We start from the raw sequence: 19,261 nt of genomic DNA on the forward strand, positions 1-19,261 counted from the left end.
CCCACCGGACGCGATCCGGTCCACCCCGACCACGAGAAGGCGCACTCCGAATGACCTCCTCCTCCACCACCACCCCCACCGTCGCCGTCCTCGGCACCGGCATCATGGGCGCGCCCATGGCGCGCAACCTCGCCCGGGCCGGGCTCGCCGTACGGGCCTGGAACCGTACGCGGGACAAGGCGGAGCCCCTGACCGCCGAGGGTGTCACCGTCACCGGCACCCCCGCCGAGGCGGTCACCGGTGCCGACGTCGTGCTCACCATGCTCTACGACGGTCCCGCGACCCTCGACGTCATGCGGCAGGCCGCCGAGGCCCTGCGGCCCGGGACCGCGTGGGTGCAGTCGACCACCGCCGGCATCGAGGCGATCGACGACCTCGCGGCCTTCGCCCGCGGTCACGACCTCGTCTTCTTCGACGCCCCGGTGCTCGGCACCCGTCAGCCGGCCGAGGCCGGGCAGCTCCTCGTCCTCGCGGCGGGCCCCGAGGCGCACCGCCCGGCCGTGGCGCCCGTCTTCGACGCCGTCGGCGCCCGTACCGTGTGGACCGGCGAGGACGGCGCGGCGGGAACCGCCACACGGCTGAAGCTCGTCGCCAACAGCTGGGTCCTCGCGGCCACCAGCGCCGCCGGCGAGGTGCTCGCCCTGGCGGAGGCGCTCGGCGTCGACCCGGCGCACTTCTTCGACGCCATCGGCGGCGGCGCCCTGGACCTGCCCTACCTGCGCGTCAAGGCCGATCTCGTGCTGAACGACCGGCTCACGCCCGCTCAGTTCGCCGTCGCGACGGCGGCCAAGGACGCCCGGCTGATCGTGAGCGCCGGGGAGCGCAACGGCGTCCGTCTCGACGTCGCCGCCGCGAGCGCCGCCCGTATGGAGCGTGCCGCCGCGCAGGGGCACGGGGAGGAGGACATGGCCGCCGCCTACTACGCCAGCTTCGAGCAGCCGCCCGCGCGCGGGAACGGCTGACGTCCCCGGCACCTCCGGGCGGGCCGCGCCCTCACGGGAGGCGGGACCACGGACTCGCCCTTTGATGGCGTATGCATTTAATGTCGATCGAAGCAAGCGTAACCGTGTGTCCGCCCGGAGGAGCAGCACCCTTGTCCAGCAGTCTCTTCACGCCGTACACCCTGCGGGGCGTCACCCTTCCCAACCGCGTCTGGATGGCCCCGATGTGCCAGTACAGCGCGCCCGCGGAGGGCGCCGACACCGGCGCCCCCACCGACTGGCACCTGCAGCACTACGGCGCCCGGGCGGTCGGCGGTCCCGGGCTGATCCTCGTCGAGGCCACCGCGGTGGTGCCCGAGGGCCGCATCAGCCCCTACGACCTGGGCATCTGGAACGACATCCAGGTCCGGGCGCACCGCCGGATCACCTCCTTCCTCGACGCGCACGGGGTGGTGCCGGGCATCCAGCTCGCCCACGCCGGCCGCAAGGCCAGCACCGACGCCGCATTCCATGGCGGTTCCCCGCTGACGTCCGACCGCCTCGGCTGGCGGCCCGTCGCGCCGAGCGCGCTCTCCTTCGACGAGGGTCACCCGGTGCCGCACGAACTGAGCGCGGAGGAGATCCGGGGCGTCGTCGACGGCTTCGTCGCCGCCGCCCGCCGGGCCGTCGAGGCCGGCTACCGGGTCCTGGAGGTCCACGCGGCGCACGGCTACCTCCTGCACGAGTTCCTCTCCCCGCTCTCCAACCACCGCGAGGACGGCTACGGGGGCCCCTTCGAGAACCGCGCCCGGCTCGCCGTGGAGGTCGCCGACGCCGTCCGCGCGGCCGTCCCCGAGGAGACCGCCCTCTTCTTCCGGGTGTCGGCCACCGACTGGGTCGAGCCGGAGGGCTGGACGGCGGACGACACCGTCCGGCTGGCCGCGCTGCTCAAGGAACACGGCGTCGACCTGCTCCACGTCTCCACCGGCGGCAACGTCCCACACGCCCGCATCCCCGCCGAGCCCGGCTACCAGGTGCCCTTCGCGGCCCGGGTGCGCCGGGAGACGGGGCTGCCCTCCGCCGCCGTCGGCCTGATCACGGAGCCCGAGCAGGCCGAGCGGATCCTCGCCGAGGGGGAGGCGGACGCGGTGGCGCTCGGCCGCGAGCTGCTGCTCAACCCGTACTGGCCGCGTGAGGCCGCCCTCGCGCTGGGCGAGGAGCACCCCTTCCCGCCCCAGTACGGGCGGGCCGCGCGCGTCCGCCGCACGAGCCGCGTCTGAGGGAGGGCGGGGGCACCTCCGGTCGCGCTCGCGCGCGAGGCCCGTACGGGCGCGGAGGTGCCCGCCGTCGTCACGGCTTGCGGCCGACGCCCACGTACAGCGGCTGGTCCCGGCGTACCGGAGCCTCGGGGTCCGGACGCCAGCGGGTGGCCAGTTCCACGCCCGGCTCGCACAGTTCGAGCCCGTCGAAGAAGCGGGTCACCTCGGCCCGGGAACGGGCCTTCACGGGCGTCCCCCCGGCCCGGTAGACGGCGTCGACCCGGTCCCAGATCTCGGGCTGGAACTCCCCGGTGACGTGTGAGAGCACGAGGTGACTGCCCGGTGCCAGCGGCTCCGTCAGGGTCGCGACGATCTCGTAGGGGTCGTGTCCGTCGGCGACGAACGGCAGCAGCGCGATGAGCGACAGGCCGATCGGCCGGTCGAAGTCCAGGTGCTTCCTCGCTCGGGCGAGTATCCTCTCCGGCTCCCGCACATCCGCGTGCAGATAGGCAGTTCGGCCCTCCGGCGTGCTGCGCAGCAGCGCCTCGGCGTGGCGTAACACGATGGGATCGTTGTCGACGTAGACCACCCTGGCCTCGGGCGCGACGCCCTGCACGATCTGGTGGAGATTGGGTTCGGTCGGTATCCCCGTGCCGATGTCCAGGAACTGACGGACCCCCCGGTGCGCCAGGAAGCGGGCGGCCCGGTGCATGAACTCACGGTTGGACCAGGCGGTCTCCTTGACATCGGGCAGCAGTTCGACGATCTTCTCGGCGGCCTCGACGTCGGCCGGGTAATGGTCCTTGCCGTCGAGGAACCAGTCGTACATACGGGCCGAATGCGGTGTGCCGGTGTCTATCTCGCTCGCGCTGAACCCGGTGTCGGTCATGTCGGCCTCCGCTGCGGTCTTCCCGGTGTGGTCACGGCCCGCGGGAGTGCGGGCGGTTCAGCGGTACCACGGGGCCGGCCCGCCTGGCCAGGGAACGCCGGCGCCCCCGTGCGCCCGGCCAGGCCGCGGGCGGACGCGGTCGTGCACGGTGAGGCGCGCGCGCTCACTACGATGAGTCGATCCCGCCGGGCGGAAGGACGGGCGCCCGGACGGGTCGCGAGGGAGTGGGTGCGGTGGACGAGGAGCGCAGGGGGCCCGCCCGGCGGCGCGCCCAGGGGCAGTTGGAGGCACAGGTGCTGGCGGCGCTGCGCGCGGCACCGGGACCGGTGACGGCGGGGTGGGTGCGCGAACGGCTGGGCGCCACGCTCGCCTACACCACGGTGATCACGATCCTCACCCGGCTGCAGGGCAAGCACGCGGTGACCCGGGAGCGGGTGGGCCGCTCGTTCACCTGGACGGCGGCCTCGGACGAGGCGGGGCTGGCCGCCCACCGCATGCGCCGGGTGCTGGACGGCGAGAGCGACCGCGAGGCCGTCCTGGCGAGCTTCGTCTCCGGCCTCACGGACCAGGACGAACGGCTGCTGCGCGCCCTGCTGCGCAGGACGGAGGACGTACCGGCCGAGCACGGCACCGTGCCCGCCCCGTCCCCCGAAGGACCGCCGGCGGCAGGGCCGCCCGAGTCCCCGGCGGGCCTGCCGGAGGGGCGGGGGCGCTGAGCCGTGGGCGTCTTCGTCCTCCTGCCGCTCGTGCTGCCGCTGACCGCCTGGCCGATCGCCCGGCTCGCCGCGCACCGTCTCCATCCGCGCGCGGCCACCCGGCTGCTGACCGGCGTCGGCCTGGTCCTCGCGGTGTGCAGCACGCTCTGCCTGGGGCTGCTGGCGATCGTCGGCACCGCGCAACTGCCCGGCAATCCGCTCCCGGACGCCTGGGCGGACCCTCAGGTGCGGGCGGCGGTGCCGCGGGACGAGGTGGTCGGCAGGGCGGCCATCGGCGCGCTCGGCTGCGCGGCCTGGGCCTGCGCGGCCCTGCTGCTGCGGCACCACCGTGTACGGCGGCGCGCCGCACGGGCCCTGCACGGGCTGCGCGGCACGACCGTCGCCGTGCTCCGGGACCCCGTCCCCTACGCCCACACCCTGCCCGCCCGCGGTGCCCGGCGCGGACGGATCGTGGTCTCCACGGGGATGCTCGCCGCCCTCGGCCCGTCCGAGCGCCGGGCGCTGTTCGCGCACGAGCGGGCGCATCTCGGCGCCCGCCACCACCGCCATCTGCTGCTGGCGGGACTGGCCGCCCGGGCCAATCCCTTCCTGCGGCCGCTGCGCACCGGCGTGGCGTACAGCGTGGAGCGGTGGGCCGACGAGGAGGCCGCGGCCCGGGTGGGGGACCGGCGGGTGACGGCCCGGGCGGTGGCCCGGGCCGCGCTGCTCGCCGGCACCGTCCCCGCTGCCGCGTCCGGGGCCGCCCTGCCGGCCTTCGCGGCCGTCGGGCCCGTGCCCCGCAGGGTGGCGGCCCTGCTGGAGCCGGCTCCGGCCGTGCGCCGCTGGCCGCCCACGTTCACCGCGGCCGGGCTGGCGGCCTGGGCGGCCGCGGCCGGCGCTGCGGCCTCGGCGATGTCCTCGGCCGGCTCCGCCGTCACCCTGATCGCCCTGCTGCGCGCGGCGACGCCCCTGTAGGGCGGGAGCGGCGCCCGGCCGGGCGCCGCGGGCCCACGGCGGACGGGGGGCCCGCCATGGTGGGGAAGCGAGGGACCGTCAGAGGTCGAACTCGTGCGGCGGCAGGTCGAGGGAGAAGCAGGCCTCGCGCACCACGGCCTGCTCGGTCTTGTCGAAGTCCCCGTCGGCCCCGCCGATGACGATGCCGATCTGGATGACGGCCCGTGCCTCGGCGGGCTTCTTCTTGGCCTTGGCGATCTCCTGGAGCACGCTGACCTTGCCGAACGCGAAGTCGGTGGTGAGCTTGTTCAGGTTGTCCTCGAAGCGGCGGCGCAGGTCCTCGGCGGGGAAGTTCTGCAGCACCTCGTTGGTGGAGATGAGCTGCGCGACGCGCTGCCGCTCGGACGGGTCCACGGTGCCGTCGGCGGCGGCGACCAGGGCGCACATCGCCATGCTGGCGTCGCGGAAGGCACCGCTCTTGAGGTCGTTCTTCTTCGCCGTGAGCTGCGTCTGCATCGTCGACGCGGACTCCTTCAAGCGGTCCCACAGGGCCATGCGCACTCCTACGTGGTGAACGGTCCGGCCCACCCGTACGACGGACCGGCTGCCGTCGATCTTCGACAGCACTGTAGAAACTACCGGCGGGTCCCACAAGTTCCTCCCGGGGAGCGGTGATCCGTGGATTCGCGCGCCCGGCGAGCCTGGGGTACGATCATCACAACACGCCGCCGGGAGTGAACGACCGGCCGGAGTGCACGCGTTGGTCGTCCAAGGAAAGACGCCCCGCTTCCTGCGGGGAGATGCAGGTGCAAGGCCTGCCCAGCGCTCCAGGACGAAGGCCCCGACCCGGGACACCGGGACGGGGCCTTCGCGTTCCCCCGGAGGTGCGCCGAGCGGCCCGGCCGCCCGGCGCGCTCAGGCCCCCACCGTGCCGTCGAGGCCCTCCCGCAGGAAGTCCGCGTGGCCGTTGTGCCGCGCGTACTCCAGCAGGACGTGCACCAGCACCATGCGCAGCGACACCCGCTCGCCCCACCGCGGCTGGTACCCGGCCAGGTCCAGCGAGGCGGCCTCCCGCTCGATGCGGCGGGAGACCTCGACCTCCGCCTCCCAGGCCGTGAACGCCTCCGCGCGGGTGGACGCGCTCGCGTCGTACGCCGCCTGGAAGTCGACCGTCTCGGACCACACCATCGGCGCCCCGTGGTCCTCGAACACCCGGCGGAACCAGGCGCGTTCCACCTCGGCCATGTGCCGGACCAGGCCGAGCAGCGTCAGCGTCGAGGGCGGCGAGGAGCGACGCCGCAGTTCCTCGTCGCTAAGCCCCTCGCACTTCATGGCGAGCGTCGCCCGGTGGTACTCGAGGAACGCGCGCAGGGTCTCCCGCTCACTGCCGAGGTGCGGCGGCGGGACACGGGGATCGGTGCTCACGCGTGCGCGCTCCCCGCCGGCGCCTGGCTGCTCTCCGGCCCCCGTCCGCGGGCGGCCTCGGGCGCGCAGGAGTTCGGACGGTCGGGGGAGACCGGTTCACTGCGGGCGTGCAGGAGCTCCCGGTAGGCCGTGGCCACCGCCACCAGCCGGTCGAGCGAGTCCCGGGTCTCGACGAGCTGCTCGATGTGGCGGGACAGCCGTTCGCGCTCCTGCGTCATCCGCTCCAGGGCGGCGTCGGAGTTGTCCATGCTGGGCGCGTCCACGCAGGGCATCAGTTCGAGGATGGTCCGGCTGGAGAGCCCCGCGGTGTACATCCGCTGGATGAACCCCACCCGCTCGACCTGGTCCTCGGTGTAGTGCCGCTGCCCGCTGGGGCTGCGCACGCTCGTCAGCAGCCCCTGCTCCTCGTAGTAGCGCACCGACCGGACGCTGACCCCGGCCCGTGACGCGAGCTCCCCGATGCGCATGCCGTCCTCCCACCCGCTGTGACCTGTCGCACAGACCTTGCCTCTGACGTCAATGTCAGGTTTTAGCGTAGCGCCGTGCCCGAGATCCGGGCGCCCCGCATCCCACGGAGTCTCGCATGACCAGTCTCTTCGACGCCTACCGCCTCGGCGGACTCACGCTTCCCAACCGCACGGTGATGGCACCGATGACCAGGGTCCGCGCCACCGCCGAGGGGCTGGCCACCCCTTCGATGGCCACGTACTACGCCCAGCGCGCGAGCGCCGGACTCATCGTCTCCGAAGGCGTGCAGCCGAGCCTCGTCGGGCAGTCGAACCCCGGCACCCCCGGGCTGTACACGGACGCGCAGGTCGACTCCTGGCGGCCCGTCACGGCCGCCGTGCACGCCAACGGCGGCCGCATCTTCGCCCAGCTCATGCACGGCGGCAGGGTCTCCCACCCCGACACCACCGGCCACCGGCCCGTGGGCCCGTCCGCCGTCGCCGCCACCGGTGAGGTCTTCACCCCGACGGGTCCGCAGGCCCCGCCCGTTCCCCGTGCCCTGGAGACCGAGGAGGTCCCCGAGCAGGCGCTGTCCTACGCGACGGCCGCCCGCCGCGCCCTCGACGCCGGCTTCGACGGCGTGGAACTGCACGGTGCCAACGGCTATCTGATCTCCCAGTTCCTCTCCTCCAACGCCAACCTGCGCACCGACCGCTACGGCGGCTCCACGGCCAACCGCATCCGGTTCGCCGTCGAGGCCGTGGCCGCCACCATCGACGCCGTGGGGGCCGCGCGGACCGGTATCCGGCTCTCCCCGGGCGGCACCTTCTGGGGCGTCGAGGAGGAGGACGTGCCCGGGCTCTACACCGCCCTGCTCACCGAGCTCGCCCGACTGGAGCCGGCCTACGTCCACCTGGAGGCCACCGCCGAGGAGGCCGTGCTCCTCGAACTGCGGCGGGCCTGGCCCGGCACGCTCGTCATGAACCCGGTGCTCCCCATGGGCGCCAAGCAGGCCGGCCGCGCCGAGGCCGACCACTGGCTCGGGCTCGGCGCCGACCTCATCAGCTTCGGCCGCGGCTTCCTCGCCAACCCGGACCTGGTGGAGCGCCTGCGCACGGGGGTTCCGCTCGCCCCGGTCGACGAGGCCACGTACTACACGGGCGGCGACAAGGGCTACCTGACCTACCCGACGTACCAGTACGCGGCCTGAGCGGGCCCGCTCAGGTCTCAGGCCGGCGGACGGCCGCCGCCGTCCGCCGCCCGGGCGAGGGTGTCCGCCACCGTGGTGCGGGCGAGCCGGGCCACGGCGCGCAGCTCGGACACCGGGGTGCCGGCCCGGCTCAGGACGGCGAGCGACTGGTTGACGGCCACGACGTACGTGGCGAGTTCGTCCAGCACGTGCCCCTCGGCGGGGGCCGGGGCCAGGGCTGCCCGCACCCGGCGGCGCTGCCCCTCGAGCAGAGCGCGCACCCGGGCTCCGCTGTCCTCCTCCAGCGTCGCCGACTGCGCGGCCGACTGCGCGATGAGGCACCCGGTGGGCAGCGAGGGGTCCTCGATGCGGGCGAGGGTGGCCTCCAGGAAGGCCTCCACCGCACGCGCCGGATCTCCCGCATGCGCCGTGAGCGCCTCCTCGTGGTGGGTGCCGTAGCGCGAGGCGTACCGGTCCAGGCACGAGCGGAAGAGGGCGTCCTTGTTGCCGAAGGCGCCGTAGAGGGAACCGCGGCCCAGGCCGGTCGCGGTACCCAGGGTGTCGAGCGAGGCGTCGGCGTAGCCGCGCTCCCAGAAGACGCGCATGGCCCGGTCGAGGGCCTCGTCCACGTCGAACTGCTTCCTGCCCGGCATGCCGCCCACCTGTCCTTCCGGCTCGTGCGCCCGCGTCCACCGACACCCTACAACCATCTTGGACCGATCGGTCGACTGATCATTGACCGATCGGTCCAAGATGGTTAGCGTGGCATCGACCGAGGCCCCCGCGTCGAAAGGCCACGCCATGCCCACCCCTGCCCCCAGCACGTCCACGCCCGAGGGCCCCGGCTCCGTCACCGGCGTCCCCGACCTGCCGCCCGGCTTCGCCGACACCTTCACCAGCGGGTACGTCGACACCGGAACCCTGCGCCTGCACGCCGTCACCGGCGGCGAGGGTCCCGCGCTGCTGCTCCTGTCCGGGTGGCCGCAGAACTGGTACGCCTGGCGGCTCCTGATGCCGGAACTGGCCCGCCGCTTCCGGGTCGTCGCGGTCGACCCGCGCGGAGTCGGCCTCTCCGACAAGCCCCGGGACGGTTACGACACCGGCACGCTCGCCGCCGACACGGCGGACCTGATGACGGCGCTCGGACACCACCGGTTCGCCGTGGTCGGTCACGACATCGGGATGTGGATGGGGTACGCCCTGGCCGCGGACCACCCGGAGCGGGTGGCGCGCCTGGCCGTCGCCGAGGCCGCCATCCCCGGACTGTCCCCCTCGCCGCCGCTCTTCGGGAGCACGGAGGCCAACAACCGGCTGGCGCACTTCGCGTTCAACCGGCTCCCGGAGCTGAACGAACAACTCGTCAGCGGCCGCGAAGAGCTCTTCTTCGGCCACCAGTTCGCCACCAAGGCGGCGAAGCCGCTGCCCGTGAGCGCCGTCCGGTACTACATCGACACCCTCGCCCGCGACCCCGAGGCCCTGCGGTGCAGCTTCGCCCCCTACCGGGCACTGGGCGAGACGATGGCGCAGAACGAGCGCCGCGCCCTGCGCCGGCTCACCCTCCCCGTGCTGGCGATCGGGGGAGGGGAGGTGCTCGGCGCGGGGGTCGGCGAGACGATGGCGCGCGGAGCGGACGACGTGGAGACCCTCGTCCTGCCCGGCTGCGGGCACTACCCCGCCGAGGAGGCCCCCGAGGCGATGCTCGAGGCACTCACCGGCTTCCTCGCCCCCTACCGGGAGGGGAAGGACGACTGAGGGGCGTTTCCCGATCCCCCGTACAACCTTCGGCCAAGCCGGGATGTCTCAGTCGGTAAGCGGAAACGGGGTACATCGAGTCGGACAAGGGGCCAATGGGCGGATACCGCCCGCCTTCTCCCTCTCCCCAGCCCCGCGTTCCGGACCACACCTGTACGGGGGAACACATGAACACGCACCACAGGAATGCCCGCCGGGGCACCGTCGCGGCGCTCGCCGTCCTCACCGCGGGCGTTCTGTCGCTGGCCGGCGCAGGCACGGCGGGCGCCGAGTCCGCGACCGCCGCCGAGACCCATCCGATCGCCTCCTCGGTGCTCGGCGAGGACTACAAGCTCACGCTCACGGCGGAGCGCGGCACGGCCGACGACTACACCGCCTCCGTGCGGCTGCGGGTCTACACCCACAGCGGCGGCGCCTGGCGGCAGTCCGACAGCGCACTGGTCGGCGAGCCGGAGGGCTGGTTCTGGTACCCGCTCACCGGCAAGGGCGCCGTCTGCCGGTTCTCCACGTCGAGCAGCGAACCCGCGCCGATCGAGATCAGCCTGCTGAGGACGCCCTCCCTCGGCTGCTCCGAGCCGCAGCACTTCACCCTGGAGGAGGGCACCCTGCACGCCGGCTGATCCCGCGCGGGACGGTGCGGGGAAGGCCCTACGCCTTCCCCGTCCCGAAGGGGCCGCCCTCCGTGAAGACGGAGGCCGCGAAGCGTTCGCCGATGCGGCGGTGGGAGGCCGCGTCCGGGTGGAGCGCGTCCGGCAGCGGCAGCTCGGCGGCATCGGCCTCGCCGTACAGTTCGCGGCCGTCGAGGTGGTGCAGATACGGGTCCTCGGCCGCTCGCTGCGCCACGATCCGGGCCAGTTCCTCGCGGATGACGTTCAGCGTCAGTTTCCCGGCGGCGCGCTCGGCCGGGTCCCCGGCCGCCCGGAAGCGCAGCCGGCCGGCGGCGATGTCGGAGAAGTCCGGGACGCTCGGGCCCGGGGTGTCCTCGTGGATCGGGCACAGGATCGGTGAGACGACCAGCAGCGGCGTCCTCGGGTGGCCCTCACGGAGCGTGTCGAGGAAGCCGTGGACGGCCGGGGTGAACGCACGCAAGCGCATGAGATCGGCGTTGACAAGATTGATGCCGATCTTGACGCTGAGCAGGTCGGCGGGGGTGTCCCGCATGGCGCGGGCGGTGAAGGGGTCCAGCAGGGCGCTGCCGCCGAGCCCCAGGTTGACCAGCTCCACCCCGCCCAGGGAGGCGGCCAGCGCCGGCCAGGTGGTGGAGGGGCTCGCGGCGTTCGATCCGTGGCTGATCGAGCTGCCGTGGTGCAGCCACACCCGGCGGCCCCGGTCCGCCGCCGGCTCGACGGGGGCGTCGGTGCGCAGGGCGAGGAGCTCGGTCGTCTCGTCGTGCGGCAGCCAGAGCTTTACGTCCTTGGGTCCCTCGGGCAGGTCCGTGAACCGGACGGTGCCCGGGGCGCCGGGCCGGGTCTCGAAGGTGCCGGCGGTCATGTCGACGACCAGGGTGTCGCCGCCGGTGACGCTCGCCTGCCCGAACAGCCGTCCGTCGACCAGCAGGTCGTAGACGCCGTCCGGGCGGGGCGGGGCCCCGACGTACTCCCTCTTGGTGGGGAGCGTGTCCAGCTCGATCGCCGTGGCCCGGGTACGGAGGACGAGCCGCACGCCGGACGGCTGCGACTCGGCCATGGCGAGCTGCCCGTCGGAGAACTGGGCGCGGGCCCGGGCGGGCAGCCGGTGCGGGAGCAGGCCCCGCGCGGTGCGCTCCAGTTCCAGGGCGCCGCGCACGAGGGCGGGGGAGAGGGGGGTGGTGATCCAGTCGTTCATGGGGGGGTGCTGCCTCAGGCTCTCGTTCGGGGAGGGGTGTCGCGGGGCACGCCGGGTGGACGCGCTCAGGCCGCCGGGGGCCAATTGCGCAGCAGGGCGTCGAGGGCGTCCATGATGCGCGCCCAGCTCGCCTGCGAGTCCGGGGCGCTGTGGCTGAATCCGCCGGCCGCCTCCAGGCTGACGTAGCCGTGGAAGACGCTGCCGAGCAGCCGGACGGCGTGGGTCTGCTCCGGCCCGGTGAGGTCGTAGCCGCGCAGCACCGCCCGTGTCAGTTGCGCGTTCCGGCCGCCCGCGCTCGCGGCCGCGGTCTCCGGGTCGAGCCGGTACCGCGCCGCGTCGTAGCGGCCGGGGTGCTCCCGGGCGTAGTCCCGGTAGACGTCCGCCAGTGCGGTGAGCGCGTCCTTGCCGGCGCGTCCGGCGAGGGCGGCGGCCCCGCGGTCGGCGAGTTCCTCGAGGGCGATGAGGGCGATCCGGGTCCTGAGGTCGTGCGAGTTCTTCACATGGGAGTACAGGCTGGCGACCTTGACGTCGAACCGCCGGGCCAGCGCCGACACCGTGACCTGGTCGAAACCGACCTCGTCGGCCAGTTCCGCACCCGCACGGGCGAGTCGTTCCGCGGTCAGCCCCGCACGCACCATGACGCTTCCCCTCACTTCGACGGCGTCCATGGTGAGTATGCATTTACCTAAACCTTTTAGGCAAATGCATACCAGCATTAGGTGTGAAGCTGCGGGAAAGGTCTCCGGCTCAGAACGGATACTCGGCGATGTCCGGCCGCACGGTGAGCCACTGGGTCTCGGTGAACGCCTCGATGTTCGCGGTCGCGCCGCCGAGGCGTGAGCCGGTCCCGGACGCCCCGACCCCGCCGAACGGCGCCTGCGGTTCGTCGGCGACGGTCTGCGCGTTGATGTGGACGATGCCCGACTCGATGCGGTCGGCGAGCGTCATCGCCGCCCCGACGTCGCCGAGGATGCCGACGGACAGCCCGTATGCGCTGTCCTCGACGAGGCGGGCGGCCTCCTCCGGCGTCGAGAAGCCGAGGACGGGCGCCACCGGGCCGAAGATCTCCTCGCGCCAGGCCGGCATGTCCGTCCTCATCCCGGTCAGCACCGTGGGCCGGTAGCAGGCGCCCACGATCTCGCCGCCCGCCGCCACCCTCGCGCCCGCCGCGACGCTCCCGGTGACGAGGCCGTGCACCCGTTCCAGTTGGTGCCGGTCGATCAGCGGGCCGAGCGCCACGTCCTCGCGGGCCGGGTTCCCGACCGGCAGTGCCTCGGCCTTCGCGGCGAGCGCGGCGGTGTACTCCTCGAGGAGCGACTCGTGCACGAGGTGCCGGCCGGCCGTCATGCAGATCTGCCCCTGGTGCAGATACGAGCCGAACGCACCCGCCGAGGCCGCCCGTGCCACGTCCGCCCCCGGGAGCACGACCAGGGCGTTGTTCCCGCCCAGCTCCAGATGGGCCCGCTTCAGCAGCCGCCCGGCCCGTTCGCCGATCGCCCGCCCCACCGGCGTCGAACCGGTGAAGGAGACCACCCGCACCTGAGGCGCCTCCACCACCGCCTCGCCGACCGCGCCGTCACCCGGCAGCAGGTGCAGTACGCCCGCCGGGAGCCCCGCCTCCTCGAAGATCCGGGCGAGGACGACACCGCCGCTCACCGCCGTGCGCGGGTCCGGCTTGAGCAGCACCGCGTTGCCGAGGGCGAGCGCGGGCGCCACCGAGCGCAGACCCAGGATCAGCGGGAAGTTGAACGGCGCGATCACACTGACGACCCCCGAGGGCCGGCGGCGGGACATCGACCAGCGCGGCCCCTGCGAGGCGAGCACCTCGCCCTGCGGATGCGTGGGCAGGCCCGCGCACTCGAAGCACTCACCGATCGCGAGGTCCACCTCGAACTCCGCCTTGGACCGCACCGAACCGGCCTCGCGCACCAGCCAGTCCCCGACCTCACCGGCGTGCTCCCTGAAGAGCTCGCCCGCGCGGCGCAGCACGGCGGCCCGCTCCTGCGGGGCGGTCGCGGCCCAGGCGCGCTGCGCCCCGGCAGCCCGCGCGGCCGCCCGTCCCACGTCCTCGACCCCGGGCAGGCCCACCGTGCCCAGCCGCTCGCCGGTCGCGGGTTCGACGACGGCCCGTGTCCGCGGGGCGTCCTCCCAGCCCTCGCTGAGGAACCTCCCCGCCCAGAGGTCACTGTCCAGGAATGTCATGGCGGCCTCCTTCTCCTGGGTGCGTACCCCAGGAGCGCTCGATGACCCCGGCGGGAGGCGATCCCCGGTGACCGACAAGCGGCTTTTGCGGGGCCAGGCTGCTGCCGCCGGGGGCAACATGCCATGATCTTCCCATGGGATCCAACGTGTATTTCGACATCACCATCAACGACCAGCCCGCGGGCCGCATCGTTTTCAAGCTGTACGACGAGGACGTGCCGAAGACCGCGAGGAACTTCCGCGAGCTGGCCACCGGTGAGCACGGGTTCGGCTACGCCGGTTCGTCCTTCCACCGCATCATTCCGCAGTTCATGCTCCAGGGCGGTGACTTCACCCGGGGCAACGGCACCGGCGGCAAGAGCATCTACGGCGAGAAGTTCGCCGACGAGAACTTCACGCACAAGCACACCCAGCCGTACCTGCTCTCGATGGCCAACGCCGGCCCGAACACCAACGGCTCGCAGTTCTTCATCACGACGGTCGTGACGTCCTGGCTCGACAACAAGCACGTCGTCTTCGGCGAGGTCGTCGAGGGCAAGGAGCTGGTCGACCAGATCGAGGCCCTGGGCAGCCAGTCCGGCGCCCCCAAGGGCAAGGTCACCATCGCCGCCTCGGGCACGGTCTGAGCGAGCGGTTCGGCCCACCGCCGTCGCGCGAGAAGGGGCCCGGGGTACGTCCCCGGGCCCCTTCGGGTTTTCCCGGGCCGGGAACCGGGCGGGCGGACACGAGGTTCCCCGCCCGTGGCGGTCGCTGATCCGGACGAGTGTTTTCCGCCACGGAGGGTGGCCGGTTTGCCCGGGCCGCGAGCGAGTAGGTGATGCCGTGGACCCCCGTGTGCCGGCAGATAGGAGCCCTCAATGGCGGACAGTGACACCGATCTCCCCCCGCTCGACGCCGACAGCGAGGCCCTGAAGCGCCACCGCAGACTGTTCAGGGCGGTGAACCGGCGCCGGAACCCCCCGTTGCGGCGCACCGACATCACCGTCACCGACGAGTCGGCGGTGCGGCGCGCGGTCAAGGCGGCCTCGCTCGGCAACGCCATGGAATGGTTCGACTTCGGGATCTACAGCTACCTCGCCGTCACCATCGGCCAGGTGTTCTTCCCGTCGGGGAACGACACCGTGCAGCTCCTGTCGTCCTTCGCCACCTTCGCCGTCTCCTTCCTGGTACGCCCCCTGGGCGGCATGGTCTTCGGACCGATGGGCGACAAGATCGGCCGCAAGAAGGTCCTCGCCCTCACCATGATCCTGATGGCGATCGGCACCTTCGCCATCGGCCTCATCCCCTCGTACGCCGCCATCGGCTTCTGGTCGCCCGCCCTGCTGATCCTCTTCCGGCTGGTGCAGGGCTTCTCCACGGGCGGCGAGTACGGCGGCGCCTCCACCTTCATCGCCGAGTACGCGCCGGACCGGCGCCGCGGCTTCTTCGGCAGCTTCCTCGAACTCGGCACGCTGGCCGGCTACGTCGGCGCCTCCGGATTGGTGACCGTCCTCACCGCCCTCCTCGGCAGTGACGGCATGCACTCCTGGGGATGGCGGGTGCCCTTCCTGGTGGCCGGGCCCATCGGGCTGATCGGCCTCTACCTGCGGCTCAAACTGGACGAGACGCCCGCCTTCCAGAAGCTCGAGGACTCCTCGTCCCACCGGGCCTCCGAGGCGGCCTCCACGGTGGAGTCGACCGCGAAGGGCGATATCGCGAAGATCTTCCGCGAGTACTGGCCCACGCTCATCCTGTGCATCAGCCTCGTCGGCGCCTACAACATCTGCGACTACATGCTGCTGTCGTACATGCCGACCTACCTCTCCGACGAGATGGGCTACTCCGAGACGCACGGCCTGCTGATCCTCATCATCACCATGGTGGTGCTGATGCTGGTCATCAACCAGGTCGGCAAGCTCTCCGACCGGGTCGGCCGCAAGCCGGTGCTCATGGCCGGAATGCTCGGCTTCCTCGTGCTGTCGATCCCGTCCTTCCTACTGGTCGAGCAGGGCAGCCTGGTGGCGGTCTCCGGCGGCATGCTGATGCTGGGCCTGTCGCTGGTCTGCCTGCTCGGCACGATGTCCGCGGCGCTGCCCGCCCTCTTCCCGACCCAGGTGCGCTACGGCTCCCTGTCCATCGGCTACAACCTCTCCGCCTCCCTGTTCGGCGGCACGACCCCGCTGGTGATCACCGCGCTGATCTCCCTCACCGGCAGCGATCTGATGCCGGCCTTCTACGCGGTGGCGGCGGCCCTCGTCGGTGTCGTCTCGGTGGCATGCATGAAGGAGACGGCCCGGCGCCCGCTGGCGGGCTCGCCTCCGTCGGTGGCGACCGCGGAGGAGGCGGCGGAGATGGTCGAGAGCCAGGCGCAGGTGCCGAGGTTCTGACCCGGGGGCGAGGGCGGGGCGGAGTCCCGGCGCCGGCGCCGCCGGGCCTGGCCCGCGCGCCGGTGCCCCCGGGTCGGGCCCCCGGGTCGGGCCCCCGGGTCGGGCCCCCGGGTCGGGCCCCCGGGTCGGGCCCCCGGGTCGGGCCCCCGGGTCGGGCCCCCGGGTCGGGCCCCCGGGTCGGGCCCCCGGGTCGGGCCCCCGGGTCGGGCCCCCGGGTCGGGCCCGCGCGCCGGGTCCGCGAGGCCGGAGTCCGTGGCCGGGTCCGCGAGGCGGGTCGTCGTGGCCGGGGCCGCCCCCTCGGGGATGGACCCGGCCCCAGCTCGTCAGGCGGCGGCCTTCTTCCGGCCCTTCCCCGACCGGGAGAGTGCCTCGACGAGGTCGTCGCGGCTCATCCGGGAGCGGCCCTCGACGCCCTGGTCGGCGGCCCGCCGGTACAGCTCCGCTTTGCTCAGTTTCCGCAGGTCGGACCTGCCGGCGGCGCGCCCGTGCCCGGTCTCCGACGAGGACCCCCGGTCCGACCTCGCGGGTGCCCGGCCGCGACCGGGCTGGGAGGCGGTACGGCCGCGGTCGTCCTTCCGCCCCTCGGGCCGCCGGTCCTCCTTCGCCGAGGCGCGCGAGCGCTCCGTCTTCCGCTCCTCGCGTCCCGGCCGCTTCTCCCGGGAGGTCCCGCCCGCCCGGTCGATGCTGCCCTGCAGGGCGGTCATCAGATCGAGGACGTCGGTGGCCTCCGGCGCCTCCTCCGTGGCCGCGACCTCCTGCCCCTCCGCCTTGGCCCGCACCAGCTCGCGCACCCTCTCCTGATAGGTGTCGTGGTAGCGGGCGGGCTCCCACGGCGCGCTGAGCGTCTCGACGAGCCGAGCCGCCATGTCCAGCTCCTTGCCGCCCTCCACTCGCTCGGACGGCAGCTCGGGCAGTTCCCCGCCGGGGTCGCGCACCTCGTCCGCCCAGTGCAGGGTCTGCAGCACCAGGACCCGCTCCGTGGCGCGCAGCGCCGTCAGATACTGCCTGCCGCGCATGACGAAGGTGGCGATCCCCACCCGGCCGGTCCGCTCCAGCGCCGCGCGCAGCAGCTCGTACACCTTCAGGTACTGCTCACCGCGCGGGGCGACGTAGTACGTACGGGCGAAGTAGACCGGCTCGATCTCGGCCAGCTCCACGAAGTCGGTGATGTCGACGGTCCGGGAGCGGCCGGGGGCGACCTCGTCGAGTTCCTCGGGCTCCACGACGACGTACTCGCCCGGCTCGACCTCGTAGCCCTTGACGATGTCCTTGGTGTCGACGTCCTCGCCGGTGCGCTCGTTGATCCGCTTGTTGCGGACCCGGTCGGCGGTGCCTCGCTGCAACTGGTGGAAGTGGACGGTGTGGTCCTCGGTCGCGGTGAACAGGCCGACCGGCACCGTGACCAGCCCGAAGGTGAGGACGCCGGTCCAGATCGCGCGTGCCATGACCACCCACTCCCATCCCGTGCCGTGCCGCCGGGCCCGCCCCGCCCGCGGCGCGCCGACGGGGCCCTGTCGCCGACCACGCTGGCACCTGGCGCCGGGGGACGCGCGTCCGGCGTGGCGGGCGGAGTAAGCCCTCCGGGCACGGGTGACGCCCGCTGCACGGTCGCGATCCGCGTGGCCGGGCCGCGGCTACCGCCGCCGTTCCGACCGCTCGAGCTCCCGTGCCGTCCGGTGTGCCTCCCGTTCGGCCTCGGCGAGCGCCTCGGCCGCCGTCCGGTGGCCCTCCTCGGCGCGCCGTCGCTCCCCTTCGGCCCGCTCCAGCTCCGCGCGGGCCTCCCGCAGCGCCCGCTCGGCCGCGGACACCCGCTCCCGGGCCGCCTCGACGCGCTCCCCGGCCCGTTCCAGCCCCGCGCCGGTGTCCGCCTCCTCCGCCCTCCTGCCGTCCAGCCGTTCCCCGGCCTCCCGTGCTGCCTCCCGGGCCCGGGCCAGGCGCTCCTGCCGGACGCGCCGTCGCTCGGCGAGCTCGTCACGGGCCGGTGCCTTCTTCGCGGCGGGGCGTGACGCGGGAGGCGGGCGCGGCGCCTCCTTCGGCCCTGTCGCGTCCTCGGCGCCGCCGTCCGGTGCCCCGGTGCTCCCCATGGGGAAGGCGGACGGCGGCGTGAGTCCACGTTCCAGTCGGCCGGTGGCCCACCGTTCGGCGGCCTCCGGGTCGGCGAGCACCGCCCGCAGGGTCTCCTCGACCTCCCGGCGCGCGGCGTCCGACAGCCGGTGCCCGGCGTCCTCGGCGTGCCGGGCGGCCTGCCCGGACAGCGCGGCCACGACGCTCCGGCGCCGTGCCGACAGCTCCTTGAGCCCGGCGGCGTCCAGCGTGCGGTACGCCTCGCGCAGCGACCGCCCGAGCCGCAGGAACCGCCGGCTCTCCTCGGGTTCGGCGCGCAGCAGAAGGTTGGCCGCCCAGGCGGCCAGGGTGGGGCGGCGGGCGGCGCGCAGGGCGCGGGCGTCCTCCGCGCGTCCCTCGGCCTTCGCGGCGGCGGCCAGTTCCGCACGCCGGGCGACGAAAGCGGACGGCGGTGTGGCGTACAGCTCGTCGAGGGCCGACCCGGCTCCGTCCCGGCCGTCGTGCCGGTGGCCCCTGCCCTTGTCCCGCATGCGGTTCAGCCTCCACCGGGGCGGCCGTCCGCGCACGCGGGCGTGTGCGGGAAACCTCGGCCGGGAGGGAAATCCGGGCCTGTAGGGAGACCCGGCAACGGGCTCGGCGAATTCCGGTGGGCGCCGACTTTGTGGGTAGACGGCTTGAGGAACGACGGTCAGAGCTCGGGAAGAGGGCGGATCGGATGGACGGCGCTGCCCGGAACAGGGACCAGTTGCTCGACGACGGGCCGATGCGGGTCTCCGCGGCCTTCGACGGCGTGCCCGGCGACATCGCGCGGGCGCGTGAGCTGGTCCGGGGTTTCCTGACCCGGCTCCGGTCCGCGCACGGTGTGACGGTCACGGAACGCGCGTTCGGTTCGGCGCAGCTCGTGGTCAGCGAACTGATGACGAACGCCTGCAAGTACGCGAGCGGGCCCTGCCTGGTCGACCTCGGACTGGACGCCGAGCGCGCCGACCGGGTGCACATCGCCGTCTGGGACAGCGCCCCCGTGCTGCCGGTGGCCAAGGCGGCCGATCCGGGCCGGGTGGGCCAGCACGGTCTGGAGATAGTGATGGCCGTGTGCCACAGCTACGAGGTGCACCGCGAACCGGTCGGCAAGCGCACGATCGCCTCGGTCGCCCTGGCCGAGGACCCCCACGGCAACCCCGGCGTGCGATGACGTCCGCCGGTGGCCGCTCCCTCGTGGGCGTCCGTCCGGCAGCCGCTCACGGCTGAGGGTGGCTCGCGCCCCCCGCTCCCGCC

20 protein-coding genes are annotated in these 19,261 nt (G+C 73.8%); 10 read left to right on the plus strand and 10 right to left on the minus strand.

The window, feature by feature from the left end; genetic code table 11:
- The first annotated feature begins 50 nt into the window (after positions 1 to 50).
- A complete protein-coding gene (locus OHB09_RS31170) occupies positions 51 to 962 on the plus strand; it encodes an NAD(P)-dependent oxidoreductase (RefSeq protein ID WP_006139969.1) in 912 nt (303 codons plus the stop codon).
- 80 nt (positions 963 to 1,042) lie between these two features.
- Positions 1,043 to 2,200, plus strand: coding sequence for an NADH:flavin oxidoreductase/NADH oxidase (locus OHB09_RS31175; protein WP_191853650.1), 1,158 nt, complete (start codon positions 1,043 to 1,045; stop codon positions 2,198 to 2,200).
- 70 nt (positions 2,201 to 2,270) lie between these two features.
- On the opposite strand, the gene OHB09_RS31180 is transcribed toward OHB09_RS31175, so the two are convergent.
- On the minus strand, positions 2,271 to 3,068 hold the full coding sequence (locus OHB09_RS31180; RefSeq protein WP_093594659.1) for an SAM-dependent methyltransferase: 798 nt from the start codon (positions 3,066 to 3,068) through the stop codon (positions 2,271 to 2,273).
- Between the two features lie 233 nt (positions 3,069 to 3,301).
- Here OHB09_RS31180 and OHB09_RS31185 point away from each other — a divergent pair, with 233 nt between their 5' ends.
- Both OHB09_RS31185 and OHB09_RS31190 read left to right on the plus strand, forming a co-directional pair.
- A complete protein-coding gene (locus OHB09_RS31185) occupies positions 3,302 to 3,784 on the plus strand; it encodes a BlaI/MecI/CopY family transcriptional regulator (protein ID WP_093594662.1) in 483 nt (160 codons plus the stop codon).
- A gap of 3 nt (positions 3,785 to 3,787) precedes the next feature.
- Positions 3,788 to 4,738: a M48 family metalloprotease gene (locus tag OHB09_RS31190; protein ID WP_328918171.1), complete on the plus strand. Its 951-nt coding sequence runs from the start codon at positions 3,788 to 3,790 to the stop codon at positions 4,736 to 4,738.
- 78 nt (positions 4,739 to 4,816) lie between these two features.
- On the opposite strand, the gene OHB09_RS31195 is transcribed toward OHB09_RS31190, so the two are convergent.
- The 3 genes from OHB09_RS31195 to OHB09_RS31205 all read right to left on the minus strand — a co-directional run bounded on the left by OHB09_RS31195 (position 4,817) and on the right by OHB09_RS31205 (position 6,609).
- Complete coding sequence (locus OHB09_RS31195; protein WP_040894977.1) at positions 4,817 to 5,272, minus strand: tellurite resistance TerB family protein; 456 nt, start codon at positions 5,270 to 5,272, stop codon at positions 4,817 to 4,819.
- Positions 5,273 to 5,632: 360 nt separating this feature from the next.
- Entirely contained in the window at positions 5,633 to 6,142 is a 510-nt protein-coding gene (locus tag OHB09_RS31200) for a DinB family protein (RefSeq protein ID WP_191892029.1), read from the minus strand.
- The gene (locus tag OHB09_RS31205; RefSeq protein ID WP_006139962.1) at positions 6,139 to 6,609 is read right to left on the minus strand and encodes a MerR family transcriptional regulator; all 471 of its coding nucleotides are present in this window, start codon (positions 6,607 to 6,609) and stop codon (positions 6,139 to 6,141) included. Before OHB09_RS31205 ends, OHB09_RS31200 begins: the two co-directional genes overlap by 4 nt.
- A 116-nt stretch (positions 6,610 to 6,725) precedes the next feature.
- Here OHB09_RS31205 and OHB09_RS31210 point away from each other — a divergent pair, with 116 nt between their 5' ends.
- The gene (locus OHB09_RS31210) at positions 6,726 to 7,799 is read left to right on the plus strand and encodes an alkene reductase (protein ID WP_319351272.1); all 1,074 of its coding nucleotides are present in this window, start codon (positions 6,726 to 6,728) and stop codon (positions 7,797 to 7,799) included.
- Positions 7,800 to 7,816: 17 nt separating this feature from the next.
- Here OHB09_RS31210 and OHB09_RS31215 read toward each other — a convergent pair whose 3' ends face one another.
- Positions 7,817 to 8,431 (minus strand): TetR/AcrR family transcriptional regulator, encoded by a 615-nt coding sequence (locus tag OHB09_RS31215; RefSeq protein ID WP_006139960.1) that lies wholly within the window; start codon positions 8,429 to 8,431, stop codon positions 7,817 to 7,819.
- A 148-nt stretch (positions 8,432 to 8,579) separates the two neighbouring features.
- Between OHB09_RS31215 and OHB09_RS31220 the strand changes: the two genes are divergently transcribed.
- Entirely contained in the window at positions 8,580 to 9,530 is a 951-nt protein-coding gene (locus OHB09_RS31220) for an alpha/beta fold hydrolase (RefSeq protein WP_319351277.1), read from the plus strand.
- 167 nt (positions 9,531 to 9,697) lie between these two features.
- Positions 9,698 to 10,150, plus strand: a complete 453-nt coding sequence (locus OHB09_RS31225; RefSeq protein ID WP_319351271.1) for a hypothetical protein — start codon at positions 9,698 to 9,700, stop codon at positions 10,148 to 10,150.
- 28 nt (positions 10,151 to 10,178) lie between these two features.
- On the opposite strand, the gene OHB09_RS31230 is transcribed toward OHB09_RS31225, so the two are convergent.
- The 3 genes from OHB09_RS31230 to OHB09_RS31240 form a co-directional block, all read right to left on the minus strand.
- On the minus strand, positions 10,179 to 11,354 hold the full coding sequence (locus tag OHB09_RS31230; RefSeq protein WP_328922901.1) for a GDSL-type esterase/lipase family protein: 1,176 nt from the start codon (positions 11,352 to 11,354) through the stop codon (positions 10,179 to 10,181).
- Between the two features lie 65 nt (positions 11,355 to 11,419).
- Entirely contained in the window at positions 11,420 to 11,992 is a 573-nt protein-coding gene (locus OHB09_RS31235) for a TetR/AcrR family transcriptional regulator (protein ID WP_328923076.1), read from the minus strand.
- A gap of 109 nt (positions 11,993 to 12,101) precedes the next feature.
- On the minus strand, positions 12,102 to 13,556 hold the full coding sequence (locus tag OHB09_RS31240; protein WP_191853654.1) for an aldehyde dehydrogenase family protein: 1,455 nt from the start codon (positions 13,554 to 13,556) through the stop codon (positions 12,102 to 12,104).
- 134 nt (positions 13,557 to 13,690) lie between these two features.
- On the opposite strand from OHB09_RS31240, the gene OHB09_RS31245 reads away from it, so the two are divergent.
- Positions 13,691 to 14,182: a peptidylprolyl isomerase gene (locus OHB09_RS31245; protein ID WP_006139953.1), complete on the plus strand. Its 492-nt coding sequence runs from the start codon at positions 13,691 to 13,693 to the stop codon at positions 14,180 to 14,182.
- A 231-nt stretch (positions 14,183 to 14,413) separates the two neighbouring features.
- Positions 14,414 to 15,922, plus strand: a complete 1,509-nt coding sequence (gene proP / locus OHB09_RS31250; protein ID WP_234528613.1) for a glycine betaine/L-proline transporter ProP — start codon at positions 14,414 to 14,416, stop codon at positions 15,920 to 15,922.
- A 323-nt stretch (positions 15,923 to 16,245) separates the two neighbouring features.
- On the opposite strand, the gene ku is transcribed toward proP, so the two are convergent.
- Together ku and OHB09_RS31260 are read right to left on the minus strand one after the other, a co-directional pair.
- A complete protein-coding gene (gene ku, locus OHB09_RS31255) occupies positions 16,246 to 17,367 on the minus strand; it encodes a non-homologous end joining protein Ku (protein ID WP_191892032.1) in 1,122 nt (373 codons plus the stop codon).
- Between the two features lie 189 nt (positions 17,368 to 17,556).
- Complete coding sequence (locus OHB09_RS31260) at positions 17,557 to 18,516, minus strand: hypothetical protein (protein ID WP_319117637.1); 960 nt, start codon at positions 18,514 to 18,516, stop codon at positions 17,557 to 17,559.
- A gap of 185 nt (positions 18,517 to 18,701) precedes the next feature.
- On the opposite strand from OHB09_RS31260, the gene OHB09_RS31265 reads away from it, so the two are divergent.
- Positions 18,702 to 19,178: an ATP-binding protein gene (locus OHB09_RS31265; protein ID WP_319117638.1), complete on the plus strand. Its 477-nt coding sequence runs from the start codon at positions 18,702 to 18,704 to the stop codon at positions 19,176 to 19,178.
- Positions 19,179 to 19,261 lie beyond the last annotated feature (83 nt).

Origin of the sequence: Streptomyces griseoaurantiacus (assembly GCF_036189845.1) — a bacterium.
In the GTDB taxonomy this organism is placed as follows: Bacteria; Actinomycetota; Actinomycetes; order Streptomycetales; family Streptomycetaceae; genus Streptomyces; species Streptomyces griseoaurantiacus.